17 protein-coding genes and 3 pseudogenes are annotated in these 20301 nt (G+C 59.5%); 14 read left to right on the top strand and 6 right to left on the bottom strand.

Annotation, left to right across the window (positions count from 1 at the left end; all coding sequences use genetic code 11):
* Positions 1 to 89 precede the first annotated feature (89 nt).
* Positions 90 to 404, bottom strand: coding sequence for a co-chaperone GroES (gene groES / locus NLN62_RS31350; protein WP_027527345.1), 315 nt, complete (start codon positions 402 to 404; stop codon positions 90 to 92).
* Between the two features lie 497 nt (positions 405 to 901).
* On the opposite strand from groES, the gene NLN62_RS31345 reads away from it, so the two are divergent.
* Positions 902 to 2071, top strand: a complete 1170-nt coding sequence (locus tag NLN62_RS31345) for a trans-acting enoyl reductase family protein (protein WP_254111373.1) — start codon at positions 902 to 904, stop codon at positions 2069 to 2071.
* Here the strand turns inward: NLN62_RS31345 and NLN62_RS31340 are convergent.
* Entirely contained in the window at positions 2058 to 2222 is a 165-nt protein-coding gene (locus NLN62_RS31340) for an Lrp/AsnC ligand binding domain-containing protein (RefSeq protein WP_371260562.1), read from the bottom strand. The genes NLN62_RS31345 and NLN62_RS31340 overlap by 14 nt on opposite strands.
* Before the next feature lie 32 nt (positions 2223 to 2254).
* On the opposite strand from NLN62_RS31340, the gene NLN62_RS31335 reads away from it, so the two are divergent.
* The 7 genes from NLN62_RS31335 (at position 2255) to NLN62_RS31305 (ending at position 9473) form a co-directional block, all read left to right on the top strand.
* On the top strand, positions 2255 to 2395 hold the full coding sequence (locus NLN62_RS31335) for a hypothetical protein (protein WP_254113887.1): 141 nt from the start codon (positions 2255 to 2257) through the stop codon (positions 2393 to 2395).
* Positions 2396 to 2491: 96 nt separating this feature from the next.
* Positions 2492 to 3967 (top strand): ABC transporter substrate-binding protein, encoded by a 1476-nt coding sequence (locus NLN62_RS31330; RefSeq protein ID WP_027527343.1) that lies wholly within the window; start codon positions 2492 to 2494, stop codon positions 3965 to 3967.
* Between the two features lie 9 nt (positions 3968 to 3976).
* Entirely contained in the window at positions 3977 to 5134 is a 1158-nt protein-coding gene (locus NLN62_RS31325) for a carbohydrate ABC transporter permease (RefSeq protein WP_254111372.1), read from the top strand.
* Positions 5135 to 5217: 83 nt separating this feature from the next.
* Positions 5218 to 6312 (top strand): carbohydrate ABC transporter permease, encoded by a 1095-nt coding sequence (locus tag NLN62_RS31320; protein ID WP_245288251.1) that lies wholly within the window; start codon positions 5218 to 5220, stop codon positions 6310 to 6312.
* Positions 6313 to 6316: 4 nt separating this feature from the next.
* Positions 6317 to 7399 carry an ABC transporter ATP-binding protein gene (locus tag NLN62_RS31315; protein WP_051390158.1) on the top strand — a complete coding sequence of 361 codons (1083 nt, stop codon included), beginning with the start codon at positions 6317 to 6319 and terminating at the stop codon, positions 7397 to 7399.
* 596 nt (positions 7400 to 7995) lie between these two features.
* Positions 7996 to 8634, top strand: coding sequence for a transposase (locus NLN62_RS31310; RefSeq protein WP_254113765.1), 639 nt, complete (start codon positions 7996 to 7998; stop codon positions 8632 to 8634).
* Positions 8635 to 8720: 86 nt separating this feature from the next.
* Positions 8721 to 9473: a hypothetical protein gene (locus NLN62_RS31305; protein ID WP_051390157.1), complete on the top strand. Its 753-nt coding sequence runs from the start codon at positions 8721 to 8723 to the stop codon at positions 9471 to 9473.
* Positions 9474 to 9629: 156 nt separating this feature from the next.
* Here NLN62_RS31305 and NLN62_RS31300 read toward each other — a convergent pair whose 3' ends face one another.
* Positions 9630 to 10322, bottom strand: coding sequence for a nucleoside deaminase (locus tag NLN62_RS31300; protein WP_198031921.1), 693 nt, complete (start codon positions 10320 to 10322; stop codon positions 9630 to 9632).
* A gap of 167 nt (positions 10323 to 10489) precedes the next feature.
* Between NLN62_RS31300 and NLN62_RS31295 the strand changes: the two are divergent.
* The 3 genes and pseudogenes from NLN62_RS31295 to NLN62_RS31285 form a co-directional block, all read left to right on the top strand.
* A pseudogene (locus NLN62_RS31295) lies at positions 10490 to 10657 on the top strand (recombinase family protein); the annotation flags it as partial.
* A gap of 1393 nt (positions 10658 to 12050) precedes the next feature.
* Complete coding sequence (locus NLN62_RS31290; RefSeq protein WP_254111371.1) at positions 12051 to 13784, top strand: MASE1 domain-containing protein; 1734 nt, start codon at positions 12051 to 12053, stop codon at positions 13782 to 13784.
* 279 nt (positions 13785 to 14063) lie between these two features.
* Positions 14064 to 14291 carry a hypothetical protein gene (locus NLN62_RS31285; protein WP_084801795.1) on the top strand — a complete coding sequence of 76 codons (228 nt, stop codon included), beginning with the start codon at positions 14064 to 14066 and terminating at the stop codon, positions 14289 to 14291.
* A gap of 274 nt (positions 14292 to 14565) precedes the next feature.
* On the opposite strand, the pseudogene NLN62_RS31280 reads toward NLN62_RS31285, so the two are convergent.
* The 3 genes and pseudogenes from NLN62_RS31280 to NLN62_RS31270 all read right to left on the bottom strand — a co-directional run.
* Positions 14566 to 15131 (bottom strand): annotated as a pseudogene (locus NLN62_RS31280) (transposase); the annotation flags it as partial.
* A gap of 7 nt (positions 15132 to 15138) precedes the next feature.
* A complete protein-coding gene (locus NLN62_RS31275) occupies positions 15139 to 15552 on the bottom strand; it encodes a GNAT family N-acetyltransferase (RefSeq protein WP_198031920.1) in 414 nt (137 codons plus the stop codon).
* Positions 15553 to 17541: 1989 nt separating this feature from the next.
* Positions 17542 to 17739 (bottom strand): annotated as a pseudogene (locus tag NLN62_RS31270) (transposase); the annotation flags it as partial.
* A gap of 121 nt (positions 17740 to 17860) precedes the next feature.
* On the opposite strand from NLN62_RS31270, the gene NLN62_RS31265 reads away from it, so the two are divergent.
* The 3 genes from NLN62_RS31265 (at position 17861) to NLN62_RS31255 (ending at position 19780) form a co-directional block, all read left to right on the top strand.
* Positions 17861 to 18373, top strand: coding sequence for a thiamine pyrophosphate-binding protein (locus NLN62_RS31265; protein ID WP_027527336.1), 513 nt, complete (start codon positions 17861 to 17863; stop codon positions 18371 to 18373).
* A 2-nt stretch (positions 18374 to 18375) separates the two neighbouring features.
* Positions 18376 to 18951 (top strand): thiamine pyrophosphate-dependent enzyme, encoded by a 576-nt coding sequence (locus NLN62_RS31260; RefSeq protein ID WP_027527335.1) that lies wholly within the window; start codon positions 18376 to 18378, stop codon positions 18949 to 18951.
* Between the two features lie 106 nt (positions 18952 to 19057).
* Complete coding sequence (locus NLN62_RS31255) at positions 19058 to 19780, top strand: cyclase family protein (RefSeq protein WP_371933046.1); 723 nt, start codon at positions 19058 to 19060, stop codon at positions 19778 to 19780.
* The last annotated feature ends 521 nt before the right edge of the window (positions 19781 to 20301 follow it).

Raw genomic sequence — 20301 nt, 5'->3', positions numbered from 1 at the left:
TTTGTCCTCCCCGAATTGAAATTCGTCTCTCACCTGCGAGGCAGCATAGGCAGGCGCTCCTCAGGGGTGAGCATTTGCGACGGTCAGTGTCAGGCCGCCTTCTTGGAGCCGGCGACGTCGGTGAGAACACCCATGATGTCGCTTTCCTTCATGATCAACAACTCCTGGCCGTCGATCTTGACCTCGGTGCCCGACCATTTGCCGAACAGCACGCGGTCGCCGACCTGGACGTCGATCGGAATCAGCTTGCCGCTCTCGTCGCGGCCGCCGGGGCCGACGGCGATCACTTCGCCCTGGGAGGGCTTCTCCTTGGCCGTGTCGGGAATGATGATGCCGCCAGCGGTCTTCTGGTCGGCCTCGATGCGCTTGACCACGAGGCGGTCGTGAAGCGGACGGAATTTCATGCGATCCTCCCCTCTCTTGTGATTATTGCTGGATTGGCCGTCGCAATGAGCGAGTGCTCGCCGCTCCTCACATAAGCCTGTGACACTTGGGCGCAAGGGCTTCGACCCATGTCGCCTGTTGGCCCAAGCAGCGGTTGGGGATGTCCGCTATTCCGCCGCTGTCAGGGAATAAGCAGACATCCGGCAAACAGGCCAAAAGCGACGCGATTGACCCCATCCGGACGTTGCGCACTCCAAGGCTGGAACTGTGGTATCCTCCGTGACCCCGTGGGAGGGTTCAATGAAGCGGCGGACCCTAGGCTCAGCTCGGACGAGGTGATCGAATGAGTGCGCCGGCAAGCCGGTGCGATCCTGCCGGCGGAAGGCCGGTCCGAGTCAGGGTTAGCGCCCCGCGTGGTAGCGCATGTTGCACGGCCCCTGACGACAGTGGCCGCGAAGCCTACGACTACATACAGATCTGAAGATTGCGCTGCGGGGTCGCGAGGAGGATCAACGTCGTGAAGCGGGACTTCGACCTCATCGTTTATGGCGCGACGGGCTACACCGGCCGCCTCATCGCCGAATATCTCGCGGCGTCCTATCGCGGCGACGATGCGCCATCCTGGGCGATCGCGGGGCGCTCGACCGACAAGCTCCAGAAGGTGCGTGCCGATATCGGCGCACCGGACGATTTGCCGTTGGTCACGGCGGATGCCGCCGAGCCGGCCAGCCTGCGTTCGATGTGCGAGCGTGCGACCGTAATCATCACGACGGTCGGGCCTTATCAGCTCCACGGCCCCGAGCTCGTGGCGGCCTGCGCTGCCGCGGGAACAGCCTATGTTGATTTGTGCGGCGAGCCGGTTTGGATGCGGCGCATGATCGACGCCCATCACGAAGAGGCGAAACGAACCGGCGCGCGCATCGTCTTCTCCTGCGGCTTCGATTCCATCCCGTTCGATCTCGGCGTGCTCACGTTGCAGGAGAAGGCGCGCGAGAAATTCGGGCGCCCTGCGCGGCGGGTCAAGGCCCGCTTGCGCAAGGTGAGAGGCGGCATGTCTGGCGGCACCGCGGCAAGTGCTCAGGCGACATTCGCCTCCGCGGCACGCGACCCGACCCTGATCCGGCTGTTGAGCGATCCCTTCGCGTTGACGCCGGGGTTTACCGGGCCGTCTCAACCGTCGGGTCTCATCCCCGAATACGACCCCAGCACTAAGGTGTGGCTCGTGCCGTTCCCCATGGCGCCGATCAACACCAAGAACGTGCACCGCACAAATTTCCTTTTGGATCATCCCTACGGCACCGACTTCGTTTACGATGAGATGATGGTCGCGCCGGGATTTGGGGAAATCGCAAGCGTGACGACGGAGACGTTTGCCACACTGGTTTCCTTGCTCCGGACCGGCGGTCTCAAACCCGGCGCCGGCCCGACTCGGCAAGAGCGCGAGAGGGGCTTCTACGACATCCTCTTCCTGGGGGAGCTCCCGGATGGCAGACACGTCGAGGCGGTAGTCACGGGCGACCGCGATCCGGGCTACGGCTCGACCAGCAAGATGATCGCCGAGAGCGCTCTCTGCCTCGTGCGCGACGTGCAAGGCGAGGGCGGCATCTGGACACCGGGCGCGCTGATGGGGCCGGCGTTGTGCAAGCGTCTGGAGGAGCGCGCCGGCCTCACCTTCAGCGCGCGTTGAGAATGCCATAGAGCTTTCCACGCAGGAAGCGCTCGTAGCCCGCGGTGCCTTCGACCGCCACCTTCACGAGGTAATCGCAATCGCCGGTGGTGAGATAGGCTTCGATGACTTCGGGAAAATCGGCAAGCAGTTGTCCGAAACGTGCCAGCACTTCCTCAATGGCGGTTGGTTGGCCAGTTGCCGATGAAGGAGGCCCAGGTTGGCTGCGAGGTCGAGGACCATTTCTCGGCGGCCGCGGTGCTGATGACCATGTCTGCACTCGGTCTTGCTGCGCTTGCACACCAGCTCCAGGCCGGCAGGATGGCGCGCCAATCACCGTATTAAGAATGCACAGGCTTTTCCGGACAGCGAAATGCTGTAGGCTACGAATTGCGTGGGCTTAGGCTCGGCACTTCAATCAAATGTACACGGGAGGGACCTATGGACATTCGAAAGCTTGCGGCAACTGCCGCGTCGGCTGTCGCCTTGTGCGGGTGGTCGGGCATCGCCGGTGCCGGCCAGTATGACGGCATTACGATCAACATCCTGACGCGCCCGGGACCCGTCATCGCCGGCGCAGTGTCCCAGCGCGGCAAGGAATTCGAGAAGCTGACGGGCGCCAAGATCATCGTAAATGAAGTGCCGTATGCTGAGATCTTCCCGAAGGTTCAGCAAGACTGGTCCACGGGAACGAATTCCATTGATGTTGCCGTCTTCGCCGCCGGCTGGGGCGTCGAGCTCGCGGCGGCTGGGCTGCTCGAAAACCTCGATCCCTACATAGAGAAGGACAAGAAGATCGACCTCCAGGACATCGCGCCCTATTTCCGCGAATTTGCCCAGAAGATCGGCGGGCATACGATGGTGATTCAGGTCGATGGCGACTTCCAGATGGTCTATTACCGGAAGGACATCCTGGAAAAAAACAATCTGCAGCCGCCCAAGACCTGGGACGACTATCTCGCCATTGCCAAGGCAATCAACGGCCAGGATATGAGCGGCGACGGCAAGCCAGGCTATGGCTCCTGCATCTTCAAGAAGCGGAACGCGCAGAGCTATTTCGCCGTACAGACGATCGCTTCGACGTTCGTTCAGACTCAGGGTACAGCCCAGGGCTTTCAGTTCGAAAACGCCACAATGAAGCCCCTTGTCAACAATGCCGGCTGGAAGAAGGCCTTTGAACTCTACAAAGAGACAAGCAAATACGGACCGCCTGAAGAACTAAATATGGACATCGGCGACACCCGTTCCTTGTTCAAGTCGGGCCGATGCGGCCTCCTGATCGAATGGGGCGATCCGGGCCCGCTCCAGCTCGAAGACGACGCAAAGGTGATCAAGAACAAGCTCTACGCCACCAATGTGGGTTCGAAGGAAGTTTTGGACCGCAACACCGGCAAGCTTGTTCCTGTCAGCAAAGAGTCTGCACCGAATGCGATCGACGGCATCAACTATGCTCCGTTCTCCGCCTTTGGCGGCTGGGGCGGCGCCGTCAACGCCAAGTCGGACCCCAAGGTTAAGCAGGCGGCCTACGACTTCTTGTCGTTCATAAGTCAGAAAGAGCAATCCAACGTCGACGTGACCATGGGCTGGACAGGCTTCAACCCATACCGCCTCAGCCAGCTCAAGAGCACGGACCTTTGGGTGAAATCCGGCATGGATGAGGGCCTTGCCAAAAACTACATGGGCGCCATCAACGATGCCCTCAACAACCCCAACATGTCTTCGGACCTCAAGATCCCCGGTGCGCAGCAGTACACCGCCGTCGTGCTCGACACCGAGCTGGCGCGCTATATGGCTGGCGAGATCACCGTGGACGAGGCCTTGAAGAACATTGAGGCCGGTTGGGAAAAGATCACCAAAGACTTCGGCCGCGACGAGCAGATCAAGCAGATGGCACTCGCTGTCGGACCTGCAAAGTGAGCGAGCCTAATGTCTGATGGGACCACTACGAGCCAGCCGGGGATTTCCCCGGCTGGATTTTCTCGGGGTGAAAGCTGGGGCGAGTGGTTGGACCGCCATTCGAGAACGTTTTTCATTGCTCCGGCTGTTACGCTTGTCCTGCTCTTTGCGATTTTCCCAACCTTCTACACGATCGTCTTTGCGATCAGTCATGTAAGGTTCACGGCCACCGGTCTCAAATTCCGGACGGTTTGGTTTGAGAACTTCGCGGCCCAATTTATCGGCAACCAGCAGGTTCACTTCCTTGGCCGCTTCACGAGCATGAGCATCGCCGGCTGGGTATTCAGCCTCGTGACTGCTGGCGCTCTGCTGTGGTGGCTCTATCGCGCCGTCGTCAAGGGAACCACCTGGATCGGCTTGGCCGGGCGGTTGATCAGCGCTGCCATGGCCATGTTCATTGCGCTTCTATTCGCCGCCACCCTGCTTTCCGGTAACCAGTGGGGCACGCTGCTCAATACCCTGTTCTATGTTGTCGCCGGCTGCTCCATCCAATTCGTGATCGGCCTGATGTTGGCCTTCCTGTGCTCGCAGCCCGTTATCGGCAAGAATTTCTTTCGGGTACTGTTTTTCATCCCCCTCATGATTACTCCGCTCGGTGTCGGCTATGCCTTCAAGATGATTCTCGATGTGACCAAAGGTCCGTTCCAGCCCTTCTGGCAATTGGTCGGTCTCGGGAATTGGGCATGGTCAACCGATGCCTGGGCCGCTCGCTGGTTCGTTATCCTGGGGGACTCCTGGCAATGGATCCCCTTCATCTTCATCGTTTTGCTTGCCGCTCTGGAGAACGTGCCCAAGGATCATGTCGAGGCCGCTCAGGTCGATGGCGCCTCCAGTTTCCAGATCTTCCGCGAAATCACCTGGCCGCAAATTCTTCCAGTCGCAGCAACCGTCATGCTCATTCGTATGATCGAGGCGTTCAAAATCGTGGATCTGCCAAATATCATGACAGCCGGAGGGCCCGGGATAGCAACCGAGTCAATGACACTGCATTCTCTGTTTCTTTGGCGCGCCAATGACATGGGTGATTCTGCTGCCGTGGCATATCTTCTCCTGATATTGACCGTCGTCGTGTGCTCCTCGTTCTTCAACTATGTGGTCCTCAAACGGTTACGCAAGGCGCGGGCATGAGCGGGGTGACTTCCAAGATTTCCAGGGACCGGTCCTTCAGACAGCGATTGTTCGAACCGCCTGCCGTGGGCAAGATGTCCCTTATGGCCAACCTTGTGGCCTCCGCTATCCTGTTGTTTTGGTCGCTGTTCGTGCTCTTTCCGATCTATTGGGTGGTCATTACGGCCTTCAAGGATGCCGGGACCGTCAACAACGGACCGTTCTTTATCCCTTTTGTCGATTTCCAGCCGACGCTAAAGGGCTGGATTGCGCAATTCGCAACAGACCCCTATTGCGATGCCTATTCCGTCGGCCGCCAGCTTTTCCTGCTGGTCTACAATCTGTTCGCCTTCATTCTTTCGCCGTTGGTCAAGATCGAAAAAATGGAGCCGCAGATCTGCAAGGTCTACCTTGCCTATACGAATTCCTTTGTGATCAGTTTCGGCGCCACCGCGCTTTGCATTGCGGTCGGATCCATGGCTGCCTACGCACTGGCGCGCATTAGCTACAAGCCGAAGTTCGGGAACATCGTGGTGTTTGTGCTGCTGGCCCTCTCGGCCATCGTCGCTTCCAATTACTTCGATGTTCATTGGACGATTTCAGGCTCCATTGCCCTCGCCCTTTTTTTTCTTCTTGCCCGCACTTTAGGGCGGCGTTTCAAGTCCGCGCTCGGAAATAACGACATTCTGTTCTGGATCGTATCTCAACGCATATTGCCACCGATCGTAGTCATTATTCCGGTCTACATGATGTTTCAGTCGGTCCGCATGATCGACACGCACTTCGCGCTTATCATCGTCTATGCGGTAGCGAATTTGCCAATCGTCGTTTGGCTCATGCATGATTTTTTCGCGAATCTTCCCGTTGAACTGGAGGAATCGGCACAACTCGATGGCTCATCACGCTTCGAAATATTTTGGGACATCGTGTTGCCCTTGACCCGTCCAGGGCTCGCTGCAACCACCCTGCTGACGCTTATTCTCAATTGGAACGAGTATCTCTTTGCGATCTTCCTCACGACCGCTCGAGCCCAGACCATGCCGATCATGGTTGCCGCCAAGAACACCGGCGAGCGGGGCATTCTTTGGTGGGAGATGTGCGCCATTATCATGATCATGATCCTTCCGGTGATCATCATGGCTGTCGTGTTGCAGCGATATATCGCCAAAGGCGTCTTGCTTGGCGCGGTCAAGGGATGAGCGGATGAACAAGACGATTTCAGGCGCCGCTCGCCAGGTCCCGGTCCGTTTCGACAAAGTGCGGAAATATTTCGGTACCGTGAAGGTACTCGAGGAATTCAATCTAAACATCGCGCCGGGAGAATTCCTGGTGCTGCTCGGCGCTTCCGGCTCAGGAAAGACCACCGCGCTCCGCATTCTCTCCGGCCTCGAGACGGCCACCGCCGGCCGCGTGCTGATCGGCGACCGCGATGTTACCGACATCTTGCCGAAATACCGCGACATCTCGATGGTGTTTCAGTCCTACGCGCTCTACCCGCACAAGACCGTGGCCGAGAACATCGGCTTTCCGCTCAAGGTTCGCCGCGTTCCCGAAGCTGAGCGTACCGCCGCGATCAAGGAGGCTGCCGCCCAGGTTCAACTCCAGACCCTACTCGACCGCTACCCCCGAGAGCTATCCGGAGGCCAGCGTCAGCGGGTTGCGCTGGCTCGGGCCATCATCCGCCGCCCGTCGGTGTTTCTCATGGATGAGCCGCTTTCAAATCTCGATGCCAAGCTTCGTGGTCACATGCGCGCCGAACTGAAACACATGCAGCAGTCGCTAGGCATCACGACAATCTATGTCACTCACGACCAGATTGAAGCCATGACCCTGGCCCACCGGGTCGCGATTCTGGAAAAGGGAGTTCTGCAGCAGCTCGATACGCCGGTGAACACGTACAACGATCCTGCCAATCTGTTCGTCGCCCAATTCATCGGCTCACCGCCCATGAACATCATCCATGGGGCTCTGGACGGTAGGGCCTTCATGGGCCACGGAGCCCGGCTGATGTCACCGGTGTCAGGCAGGATCGCCAAGGCCGTCCTCGGCGTGCGGCCTGAAGACTGCACGATCGTTGAGCATGACAAGGGGGATCTGAAGGGCGAAATTTACGCCAACGAGCTGATCGGCGACCACACGCTTGTGACAGTCAAAGACGAAAATGACTTCATCGCCGTGAAGGCCCCTAAGCAGTTTGCCGGCAGGCAAGGCGAGCGCATCGGTGTCTCGCTGACGCCGTCACGCACATTCGTTTTTGATGCTGAAAGTGGCCTACGTGTGCGCTGAAGCGACATCACTCCATGCACGTTGCCATCGGGACGGCATTCAAGTCAGACTTGGTTCTCGTAGACGGCCTGTATTCTTCCGCACGGAAGGCACTTGTCCACACGCACGCACGGCCTGTTGCCTATCCTTGGCAGTACGGCCAACAACATCATCAACCGCCCGCACGTCTCACAGACCGGAGCTTGTGGGATCGTCTTGTCAGAGCTGGTGGACATCGTCGAACCTTGAACGCTCGGCCAGCGGCGTTGCCTCCGCAGTCACAACATTCGCACGCGCCATCCTCACAGCACGATCTAGCTCCCAGAAAGGCAACAAAGATCATTAAACTCCACGCACGCGCGAAGTGATGTGGATGAAGCGGACTACGCCGGTCCATCCGAGTTTGACAGATGTCGTCGCCGGTCCGTCGGTGGTCTTGTCCAGCATCGCAGGGTCCCCTCAGAACTGTAGCCTACGCGCAGCCGCCACCGGCGCAGGAGAAAATAGGTAAGTAATCCTTTTGGGTTAGTGGCGCCGATCCCGCCGCCTATTTGCTGTCCAACGGTGGCCACATCATTTACGCCCGCGAATATCCCGGCCTGAACGACGGCGCCACGATGCTTTATGTCGCCAGCAAGCGCGATTGCGATGGATGCGCATTGAAATCCCGCTGTTGCCCCAAGCAGCCGTCACGGAGAATACCGCGCTCAATCTATGAGGGCGCTCGCGACATGGCGCGGCAGATCGCAAAGTCGTGGGAAGGACGCACCTCGCGCCGGCTCCGCAAGAAGATCGAGATGCTGTTCGCGCACTCAAGCGTATTCGCAAGCTCGACCGTTTACGTTTACGAGGCCCAAACGGCGCGCGTGACGAGTTCGCCCCTCGGAGCCACCGCTCAGAACCTTCGAAAGATGGCCAAGCTTATCCCGATGCCCACCCCAAGGAGCAAAGCGCACTCGAGGTCACGATGGCAGCATGAAATTCGTCGAGTGGCAGCCCTTCGCCGATCTCGATACCGCCGCGCGCAGGATCGCGAACGGCAAGCGGTGGAGGATGGCCGTATCTTCGCCGAACGCGTCAATGAGCCATTTCTGACGGCTGGCCGCAGTGGTGAGCAATTCCGCACCAGCATCGAGCGCGCCGTCGCTCTCGGCTGGCTGTGGCGACACGCGAGCGGCGCTTGCCTGAAAATCACCGAGGGGGCCGCGCTGTTTGCCTCATCCACGATTAGTGGCTGCGAAAGCACACCTACATAGATTTCGCACAAGCGCACAGCCCGCAAGTTACCTTGCTTGGGATCGCAAGCTAAATCTAGAGACACTTTCGTTTTAGAAGGCCTGCGATGACCCTGCTTGTGACCGTAAATGAGGCAGAGGAGGATCAGACTGGCGCCCCCAACGCGAAGGCTGTGATCGCCGTCGTTGGACTGGCAATTGAGGCCAGAATAGCGGGGATGGCAGCGATGATCGCTGATGGTGACCGGACCGCGTCTCATTTGCGTGACGCCATCCGAAAAGGTGCGCGCGGGATTATAAGCTTTGGCGTATGCGGCGGGCTGGATCCGAAGCTCCGACCGGGTAAGGTTGTCATCGCTTCGTCGGTGTTTGCCGGGAACGATGAAGCCTATCCAAGTGACCTCCCTTGGGCCCAGGAGCTCCTTCGGATGATCCCGGGCGCCGGCTACTCTCCGATTGCTGGAGTGGCTACCCCGATGACAAGTTTTGAGGAGAGACGGGACTTCCATGCCACCACGGGGGCTGTCGCAGCTGATATGGAGTCGCAAATCGTGGCCCGAATTGCTGCCGAATTCAGAATTCCCTTTGCCGCTTGTCGCGTTGTTCTAAACCCTGCCCATCGCATACTTCCGAGAGCGGCGCTCATAAAGATCGGACCCGCGGGTAAGCCTAGACTACGCGAAATTGGAGGTTCAGTTGTTAGCGACCCACGGCAACTTCCTAGACTTAGCCGATTAGCCGTTGACGCTGTTATTGCAGTGAAGGCATTGCGCAGGGCCAAACAACGGCTTGGAATTCACCTCGGTTTCCCGCACCTTCACGGCCGCTTACCGCGTCGACTGCTGCACTTCAAACAATAGAACGAGTCCGATCCCGCCGTCAGTGCTGCTGCCCGCACGGCGCGACGCCGGCCAGACAAGTGCGAATCCGAGCTGCCAAAAGGATAGCTGGCCCGAGCCCCCGTGCGATCAACGTTATTTCGATGGCGATTCCGAACAGCTACGTCGGCAGCGCGCTCACGAGTCCGACTGCGGGCCGAGCTTTGGCATAGCTTTCGAACCCGTACGTGAGCGCAGGAAGGCCTTGCTCACCGCTACGGCCGGCGCAGCCAAAAAGGCGGTCAAGGCGGCCCACGAAAGGATGGGCCGCGGCGCGGCCTCATGGCGCTCAGGCAAATCCGCCGCCGATCCAAAGCAGCCTCTACGTTTTATGAAGCGCCAAGCGAGCGGGTTCCATTGGCTCCAGACCTGCTCGGCCTGCGCTGCCAACAGGCCGGAGACGATCTCCGGCGGAGGTCCAAAAACCTCAGGTAGCTTGTTCGATAAACCGTCGTCCTTCAGCACGTCCCATTTCGAACATCCGCCCATCACAGGAGACGAGAGGGCGAACACCACCCGACCAATCCGCGCCTCCCTTGAAGAAAACGAACACATCGGGCAAGGTTCAACGATCGAATACAAGGTGCAATCTTGCAGACGCTTTCGTTTGAGGACCTTTTGTGCCGCGGAAAGTGCCACGAGCTCCGCGTGGCGCGTCACATCGCTCTCCGATGAAACACGATTGATGGCCTCGGCGATGACCTGTCCTCGAGAAACAATCAGGGCGCCGAACGGCAGCTCTCCTTTCTTCGCTCCAAGTCGAGCGACTTCAAGGCATCGCTCCATCATCTGCAAATCTTGAAGGTGAGCTTCCGGCTTGCTCATGAGCATCAGCTGCTCCATCAGAGTTGACGAGCAGTCCCTCTTGGTTGCTGCGTTCCTGGGCCCAGCGCGTCATGGTTTCGCGGCCAGGGCGATCTGTTCAATCCAGACGGGAAGTTAGGCGAAGCAACCCCTCCCGCACTATGCGATTTCGGCTAACGGGGCCACGTTCATCGGATAGGCTGACGCGCTCGGTCGCTTTCCTGTCGCGGCTGCTCGAAGCTGGCGTTGACGTGCGCTTTGCCGATCTGCCGCAGATCGACGGTGCGCCCGGCCGCTTCCTGTCGCAGCAAATGGTGGCCGTTGCCGAGTTGGAGGCGGGCATGATCAGCAGGCGCACCAAGGATGTTCCGCATTCAGACGCGCTGAGCTTCGGCGCGACGCTGGCTCAAAATCTCAATTTTTTGGCGGATCATAGCAAGCTTTGTTTGGCCGCAATGCGCTAACGCCCGGCGCTATGCAAGTACGACAAAAAGCGGCTGCGATAATCAACACACTCGCACGACAGGATCGCGGTTCGCTAGGGCGCGGCTTCAGACTCCTAAAGCGATATCTGGCCTCGGTTGTTTGGCTTGCCGCTTGGTTAGCTGCGATGGTCTGGATGTTGTTCAGATTGTAGCCCGCCCGTTCTCACGGGCTAGCATCGTGCTGATTGCAGCCAGATCGCTTTTCCGGATGTTTTGTTGTGAGCAGCGAAGCCGTATGCCTGATTTGTAACCAACCCCGAGTGCTCAAGGGCGCTTTTCCTGTCGCAAAGGGTTACGACCTAGGATTCTACGAATGCGTCGGTTGCGGCAGCGACCTGTGGCTTGTTGCCAGAGCGTCCAAACCATCGGTACCTAAGCTACGGAGGGGACGACCTTCTCGCGGTCAACAGCTCAAGGCAATTGACGCCGCGCTAAAGAAATTTGCTCGGATCGCAGTTGCTCCAAAACAGAAAGGGCCCTCAGCGTGAACAGGCGGGCCTCCTCTTCATCGCCCGAGCCGTCGGCGGTGCATAGCGGGCCCGATAGCAGCCGAACCTGCGCTTATTCGCCCTCCTCATTGAGGATCAGAGCGCCGCGTCCGAAGAACGTAACGCCAACGCAGCCTGTTCGACTTGCCGATGTCCCATCATGATCTTCAGTCCGGTTACCTAGACAGACTGCATCGCTGATCCCTCTGCGTCGCAACAGCCGCCTTTTTCAACGGAAGCGGCCCTTCGCGGCAGTTTGCGCGATGCATTGACAGTCCGAAGTTGGAGACACACCGGAAGTCACCGGCTCGGGGGCAAACCGACGCTTTTTCGGCCCCTCGTGTTCGCGATAGCACGTACGGGATCGTCGTAGACTACCAGTCAAGCCGGGCGATGACGGTGACAGTCCCGTAGCCTGCATGGTGCGAAGCAAAATGCGTGGTTGCGTCAACTACCCCGATGTCGCTTCCACCTTCGATCTTTGAGCCAGGCTCCATAAATTCGCCACCGATACAGGCATCACAATGCCCACGTTCGCTCGGAGGCGGTGCGCAAAGCCGATCCTGGTCAATCTTGGGACCAGTTCTTGGGAGCAGACGGCCTGTCAGCGCCGCCGCACTTGCCTTGCTTCCGGCAGCGCGAGCACGCGAGTTCCACGCCAAGCGGAACCGGGCGGGGGAAGGAGGACGGGGGTGCGGCAGAACCTATCGGCACAGGTTCAGCACGAACTGTCGACCGAAATCGACCTGAGCCGGTGGGCCGGCTCGGTCGGGCTCGCAGTCTTGGTCGGCATCGTCTATTTCCTAGCGGCGCGACTCAGCCTTGCCATGCTCACCAAACCTGAGGGTGTTGCCGTTTTCTGGCCTGCCGCAGGTGTCTCCGCCGGCGTGCTTATCGCACTTGGGCCGCGAACGCGATGGCCTGTCGTGATCGGTACCATGACTGCAACCATCGTCGCGAATCTCCTCGGTGACCGGAATTTCTGGGGCGCGGTTCTCTTCGGCGTGTGCAATGCAGGGGAAGCCGCGCTCGCAGCATGGCTCATCGGGCGCTTCTTCGGTCCGGACTTCAGATTAGACAAGGTGCGCAACGTAGCGGGGCTGCTGGCGGCAGCAATTGCGGGAACCGCAGTCTCGGGGATCGGCGGGGCGATCGTCTTCAAGTTGTTTCACAGCGCGACGGCGCCGATGCTGACGACCTGGTATCAGTGGTTTGCATCGGACGCGTTGGGAATCATCACGGTTGCGCCGCTGCTGATAGAGCTTGCCTCAGCCGCGCGCGACCGGCCTCCGCTGAGCGAACTCGTCGAAGGAATCGCGGCGGTCGCAGCTCTGGCTCTGGCGAGTGCACTTGCCATCTTTCTCCGATCGGAGCTGTTGGCGAATGTCGGGCCGGTCGCGGTGCTATTTGCGCCACTGCTGTGGCTTGCCGCCCGTTGCCGGCCGGCCTTTGCCGCGGCAGCCGCGTTCATCATCAGCCTTTCCATCGTTTGGACGACAACCTTCGGCATTGGCTATTTCGGCAATCGCGACCTCACGACGAACGAGCGCGTCCTGGCGGCACAGATCAGCATCTTACTTGTGACGATCGGCGCATCGGTCGTTGCTGCGTTGTTTGCCGAAATTCGGGATAAGCGGAAGGTGGCCGAGGCTGCTCTGCATGCCAGCGAAGCGCAACGCTATCTCATCGAGACCGAAAAGCTGGCCGCACTCGGCCGTCTCGTAGCGGGGGTTGCACATGAGCTCAACAGCCCAATCGGCATCAGCCTGACGGTGGCCTCGACGCTAGACCGCCGTTGCACCCACTTCGCGGACCAGATTGTTTCCGGGCCGCTGCGCCGTTCGCGGCTGGCCGAATTCACTGACGGTTGTCGCGACGCCGCAAACCAGCTCGTCGCGAATCTCCAGCGCGCGGGAGAGCTGATTCAATCGTTCAAGCAAGTCGCCACCGATCGCAGCGATGCTGATCGGCGTTTGTTCGACCTCAAGCTCGCGACCGAGCAGATCGTTGCGAGCATACGGCCAGGCCTGCCGAAGTACCGGGACTCGCTTTCGCTCGCCCTGCCCTCCGACATTATCCTGGACAGTTACCCGGGCGCCTACGGGCAAGTGCTGACCAACCTCATCTTCAATGCCGTTACTCACGGCTTCGCTGACGGGCTTGGCGGATGCATGCTGATCGAGGCGCGTCGCCTCGGCCCGGAGCAGATTGAGATCACTTTCTCGGATGATGGAGGCGGTATTCCGGAGGAGGTTCAGCGTCACGTTTTTGATCCATTCTTCACCACTAGACGGGCGCAGGGCTGTACCGGGCTCGGCCTTTACATCGTCCATAACCTTGTGACGGATCAGCTTGGCGGCAAGATCACGCTCGTCTCTGCGCCAGGAAAAGGTACGACCATTCGTATGACGCTTCCTCTGCTTGCCCCCGGAGCAAGCAGAGACGTCCAGGCTCCGCAAACCATGGTCAATGTCGCTGCCGTCGGGCATGGTGCAGCAGGAGACGCAGCGCAGTAAGTCTGCACCTGCCCAAGCCAAGCCTTCTGAGGGCAATCAGGCCCGTAGGGAAGCGCCTGCCAGCACTCTTCGCATTTTCCCGCGTGTCGCCCGCGTAGCGGGCGATTGCGGAGTACAACAAACTCGCGAACCGCCGGTCGATTCGGAGTTTTCACGGCCGGTCGGCCGACGAGTGATCCGAGGAATCGCGGCGATGCGGGATTTGGTCGCGATCGGGGCACAGCGGACATTGCCCGGACTTGCACATTTGAGCCTTCGCTGCGTTGGAAAGGTATCACCATGAGGAAGACGTTATTGGCGCTCGCTACGGCCGCGACATTGGCCGTTTCCGCAGCCTCGCCCGCTTATGCTGGTCCGCGCACTTATCCCGGACCCGGCGGCTATCCGTACTGGTCGGGCTATGTCGATGCTCCGGTTGGAGATCCGATGCCCCCCTGCTACTGGCGTACCCAGCGCTTCTGGGACGGTTATGGCTGGCGCGTGCGCCGCGTGCGCATCTGCGGCTGATCGTCGAATTCCACGGCGGACGCCTGTGGGCCACTTGCCAGCCATGCGGGGCTCTCTTTCAGTTTGCGATCCTGCTCGGCCGTCATGATCAACCGATTGTCTATTTTTGGGCGCCCATCTGCGGCGCGGCAGCAGTCTAGTTAAGGTCTGTCCAGCGCAGTGAAGCGGACTAGTTTTGCTCACGCCGAGTTCTTCGCATTTTGACCCAACTGGCCGGCAATATTTCGTTGTAATAGTGGCTCCGTCGCGACGTGCCGAACTGCTCTACCGGTCCCTATGCGAGCCTCGGGGTTGGCATCGGGATAAGCTTGGCCATCTTTCGAAGGTTCTGAGCGGTGGCTGCGAGGGTGAACTCGTCACGCGCGCCGTTTGGGCCTCGTAAACGTAAACGGTCGAGCTTGAGAATACGCTTGAGGTGCGCGAACGGCATCTCCATCTTCTTGCGGAGCCGGCGCGAGGTGCGTCCTTCCCACGACTTTGCGATCTGGCGCGCCATGTCGCGAGCGCCCTCATAGATTGAGCGCGGTATTCTCCGTGACGGCTGCTTGGGGCAACAGCGGGACTTCAATGCGCATCCACCGCAATCGCGCTTGCTGGCGACATAAAGCATCGTGGCGCCGTCGTTCACCAGCGCTCTGGTTGTGGTAAGAACCTTGCCACCCGGACAGCGGTAGGCGTCATCGGCATGATCATAGGTGAAGTCGTCGCGCGAGAAGATCCGTCTGTGCGGGCCGACTTGTCTAACACCGTGACGTGTGGCTCGATGCCGTACTCATAGACCAACCAGCCGAGCATCTCGGCTGAGCCATAGCCGCTATCGCCGAGAAGCCGGCCCGGATACCGAGGACTATCTGGCTTTTCTCAACATTGAAATCAGAGGCGGTGCATTTTCGGGTAGAATGTTTTTCTGAGCCACAAAGCCGCCGCGCTCATAGAGCGGCGTATTTCTCGGACTTGAGTTTTCGAGATAAGCAGGCATGCCTGTTTCGTCGATCCTCCTGAGCGCCGCGTCAAGAATCGCCGATCCCAGCCCCATCCCCTGAAAAGGGGGATCAACAGCCATAAAACTCAAATAGAAATGCATTTCGCGCGGATGCGCCCTTTCCAATTCGCCGGATATTGCAGCCCCTCGGACTATCCCCCCCAATCCGCACATCTTCAGGAATAGAGGCAACAGCTTCAACTGCTCAAAGAATCCAGGAGGCCACGCAGGTATCCCTGGCGGCAGCCATATTGCACATGCCGCGCCGTCATCGCTCATCCATACTTCGCCGGCGGGTATTGCGCGCGTATACAAGTGCCAAAAGAAGAATGCCTCTAGTACCGAGGGCCGTTCTGGCCCTGATCGAGCCAACCAATCCATAACGGGGTCGTTGAGAAATGCCCTCGTCAACAGCCGCGCGAGTTGGTGCGCATCCTCCAACCTTGCGCGTCGCGGCGCGGAAGCAGCCCTAAGTCTCCGCGAATGTTCGTCCTTCATCCGCTCGCTCACCGATTAGCAGACCATATCTCGGTCGCAGAAAGTGGGTTGTCTCAACTCGTCCAACCTTCCCGACGAAAGCCGGCTCTCGAACGATCGACGTTGGCCGTCGGCCTCTCTGGCTTGGTCCGCCCCAGGAGCCGCTGCCGTCCGGCAAGGCACGTCGGTCATCCTGGTCCTAAGCCGGTACAAGTGTATCGGGTGCAATCTTGGTAAACGCCCCGACACTCGAACGATGGCAGCTGGTTCAGATGACGGCAGTCGCGATAGCGGGCACGACAGGTACTTATGCATTGCTGTTTAGCGGTTGGAGCGGCCGCAACAGTATGAGAGGCGAGATCGGCGTCGCGCGCCGTCGCCGGCAGACCCGGCATTATCGTGACGGCAAGCGCCGCCAGTGACCCGAGCCAAACGTTCTTCCTCATGTTTCTCTCCGCCGATATCCGGTACGAACCCGCAGTCTGGGCCCGAGCCGGATTGCGCGCTATGCACATTCGGCACCTGCTCTGCGTGCGTTGAGCGAGCAATCAGGCGGCGATGCAGAATTCGGCCATGCGGCTCTCCAAGAGAGCGCACCATAAACACGCTACGCCTTGCTCCTGCAGCCGTGTCTAGAATTGGACGGGGCTCTATGTCGGTGTGAACCGCACAACCTGATCTCCAGCCACTTCGACGGCGAGCTTCGACATCGTGGAATGAGTGTTGTTATCACGCCATGTGAAGCGCAGGCTGCGATCAATTTCGTTTCGAGGCCTGCCGCCGCCCCGACGCAGGTAGAACGCTGCGTCGGCCATCTGGCGTCAGCCGAATCCGCATAGCGCGCAGTACGAAGTCGGTACTAAATAGTGTGGCTTATCGGCGACCCGATAAGTTCGCGTTTCTTTAGGCACACAACTCTCTCAGGCCCACCAACATTCTATGCCAGAGGGGTACCATGTTCTTCAAATACTTGCGCGTACTCGCCATCACCGTTCCCGCATTAGTTGTGACTGGCCTAGCGTCGGCACATGCAGCCCCTCCACGTCATGTCCCGCTACCGAAGACGATCGGCTTGGCCAAGGCGGAAATAGTGTCCCCATGTCTCGTCGTTCGGGAGGTGCGGAAAATTCCGCCGTCAGTTTATAGCTGCAAGGCCGGCTTCGTTGTGCCGCAAGATTTGTTCGATCGTAACAACCCGAACAATTTACGATCAGATTATCCAGCTCCGCCTGCTCAGCCTGGCCAGTTCTAATCGCTATGTGAAAGCTGTCCATAGAGACTCAGACGAAGGCTGCGCTGTTCAGCTTTGGCACTCCCGGAAGCCAATCGGCGATGCTCGTTTCCGACCACGTTCCCCATTTGAATGTGGACGCGCAGCGTAAGGCTACCAGCGCCAACAATTGCGCTTCCTTGAATTGCGTCTCTTTGCCGAAAATGCATAGCGGGCTTGGGTCGGCCGGATATCTTTGTCTCAGCCGGGCCCGAGGCGACGACGATGGAGAGCGCCGAACGGATCGGATCCTATGGAGGTCGGCTTCGGGTCTTGGCCGTGTCAAAACGGCTTCAAGGGGCGTCTGCCCCGGGAAGCCAGGAAGCGCGCCTGTCTCAGACCGCAATCGCAGCGATCAGTGGCGTGGTCCCGATGATCGCCATCTCGGCCGCTACTTTTGGGAGCGTTTTGGTGAGGACGTGCGACGCTCCCATGCGGGCCCTCATCGTGCCGAACGGATGCTCGACCGTCTCCCGACGCTGACGCATGGCTTCCGGGGCTTCTAGGCGCTGCTGCACGGCCTCGAGCAGATACTCGTGCTCCCGTTCCAGCCGCCGGCTGGACTGCACTCGGTTCAGGTAGCCATAGATGTAAAGCTTGGGGAGCACCGAGGGGTGGTACGATGGCCGGCCAGTCGCCGCCGGCTCTGCCCCCTCAAAACCCATCTCAGCCAAATCCAGCGCATCGACAAACGCGTCGATCACACGAACAGGGTTGCTCCGTGTCCGTCATTTCAAAAGACGATGCCGACAGCACCCACTACGTTGCTGCTTTGCAACGGCGTGTGTTAGGCTGCGATCTGCTCAATGGGGCGCGCGACGGCATTGAAGGGTGTGGCGTATGCCAGTTTCACTCGCCAACTCCGAGGTGATCTATGAGGCCCTCAAAGCCTGCGACGTGAGGATCATTTCCGCTCTGCCGGAAACCTGGCTGGTCCACCTTATCCGCATGGCCGACGACGACCCCGAAGTCACGCTGATACGCGTCGCCAAGGAAGAAGAGGCGATTGGCATCTCTGCCGGAGCACATCTGGCAGGTATCAGCTCCGCGCTGCTAATGCAGAACCACGGTTTCCTCGCAGCCATCAACCCGATCGTCTCGCTGGCGCTGCTCTACAAGATTCCGCTCCTGATGCTCATCAGCTACCGCGGTCACATGGGCGAGCGCGATCCTTGGCAGACACAGGGTGGCATGGTGACTGAGCCGCTGTTGCGGACCCTGGGTATTCCCGTCTGGCACCTATCAAACCCCGATGACGCTCAACGCCGCATCAAGGATGCGCAGACGCTGGCACACGCTTCGCTGTCGCCGGTCGCTGTGCTGCTGACCCGCGAGTTGATGTGGGAAGAGTAGCCATGCTGCGCGTCGATGCCTTGCAGGCAATCTATCCTGAGGTGAAGGATCAGATCGTTGTCACAATCATGGGCGCCGTCGCTGCGGAGCTCTACACGCTTGGCCACCGCCCCAACTTCTTCTACCTGGAGCATGCGATGGGGCTGGCTTCCTCTATGGGACTGGGCATCGCGGTCGCCATGCCCCGCCACAAAGTGGTTGTGATCGACGGCGACGGCTCGCTGCTGATGAACCTCGGCACGCTGAGCACAATGGCGCGCTACTCACCCGGCAACCTGGTGCATATCGTCTTCGACAACGCAAGCCTGCTTTCCGTCGGCGGCTTTCCCACAGCGACTGCGACTGGTACCGATTTGGCGGGCGTGGCGCGGGCTTGCGCCATTCCGCAGGTAACAGAGTCCGACACGCCAGAGCAGCTCAAAGGCGCGGTTGCAGGCGCATTGGCGGGCGGGACGCTGACGACGATCGTCGCCAAGGTCGAGGCGGTTGGACCCAAATCGTTTCACATGGATTTGCCACTATTGGAGAATCGCTTCCAGTTCAAGCGTGCGCTGGAGGCGCTGCGGCAACACGACTAAGACGTGACCTGCGTTTGAAGTGAAGGAGGCGAGCATGGCGGATAGACAATCTAGCGGCATATTGGCCCAACTGGTGGAAGAGCTGAACTCAAAGCGAATTCACGTCGTGGACCTCACCACGACACTAAGCCCCAGCACGCCCGTGATCGATTTGCCGCCGATCTTTGCGCCGTCGCCGGGGCTGACGCTCACCGAGATCTCGCGCTACGATTCCCGTGGCCCGGCATGGTACTGGAACGTGCTCACGCTCGGCGAACACACGGGGACGCACTTCGACGCGCCGATCCACTGGATCACCGGCAAAGATCTTCCCGAGAATGCGACCGATACGATCGCGCCGCGCAAATTCATCGGCCCCGCTTGCGTCATCGACGTGACGGCGGACGTTCAGGCCAATCAGGACTTCCTGCTCACACCTGAGCGTGTCCAGTCCTGGGAGGCGACGCATGGTCGTATCCCCGCCGGAGCATGGGTACTGCTGCGCACCGGCTGGAGCGCCCGCACGACTCGCGAGGAATTCCTCAACGCGCGCGACGACGGCCCCCATTCGCCGGGGTTCTCGAAGGCATGCTCCGAGTTCCTGGCGCACGAACGCGATGTCCTGGGCGTCGGCGTAGAGACCATCGGAACAGACGCCGGGCAAGCCGGCACCTTCAATCCGCCATTCCCCAATCACGGTACAATGCATGGCGCAGGCAAATTCGGCATCACGAGCCTGATCAATTTGGACCAGTTGCCGCCAATCGGCGCTGTGGTCATCGCCGCACCGCTCAAGATCGCCGACGGCTCAGGCAGCCCGCTGCGCGTCATTGCACTTGCACCCGCGTGATGCAGACGCCAACCGATCGGCGTTCGATTTTTCAGCGAACTACTCTGCACCCAAAAACACACCCAAATTGCGATTTTTGGCCTTTGGGGCGGCTCACGTACCGTCCGAGAATTGTGATATATATATCTGATTTTGCAGATGTTTTTGTGGTGGGCGCACCAGGGCTCGAACCTGGGACCCGCTGATTAAGAGACACGCCACTCGCGTTGATTTCACGAGAGAATTTTTCCAACTAAGCCAAAATCGGATCAATACAGATCAATAGCTTACAGCGAATAATCCAACCGCGGGAGAGCGCGCACATGGGTGGCGGACCGATCCATCCGAAAGGTGTCGGGGGTTCGAGTCACTGGAGCGCTACCGCCTTTCTCCACACCAACCAAACCTACGATATCTCATCCGATCTTACGCATGAGGCACTTCGTCGGCGCCGCAGTGGGCTCAGGTCTTACGCTCTTTAAGAACTCCGTTGAAGGGCGACGAACGTTAGTATCGGGCGCCAAAAGGCGACGCCACGTCGC

The organism is Bradyrhizobium sp. CCGUVB23 (genome assembly GCF_024199885.1).
Taxonomy (GTDB): domain Bacteria; phylum Pseudomonadota; class Alphaproteobacteria; order Rhizobiales; family Xanthobacteraceae; genus Bradyrhizobium.
The sequence above is the reverse complement of the archived record's forward strand: the minus strand, read 5'-3'. Positions and strand labels throughout refer to the sequence as shown.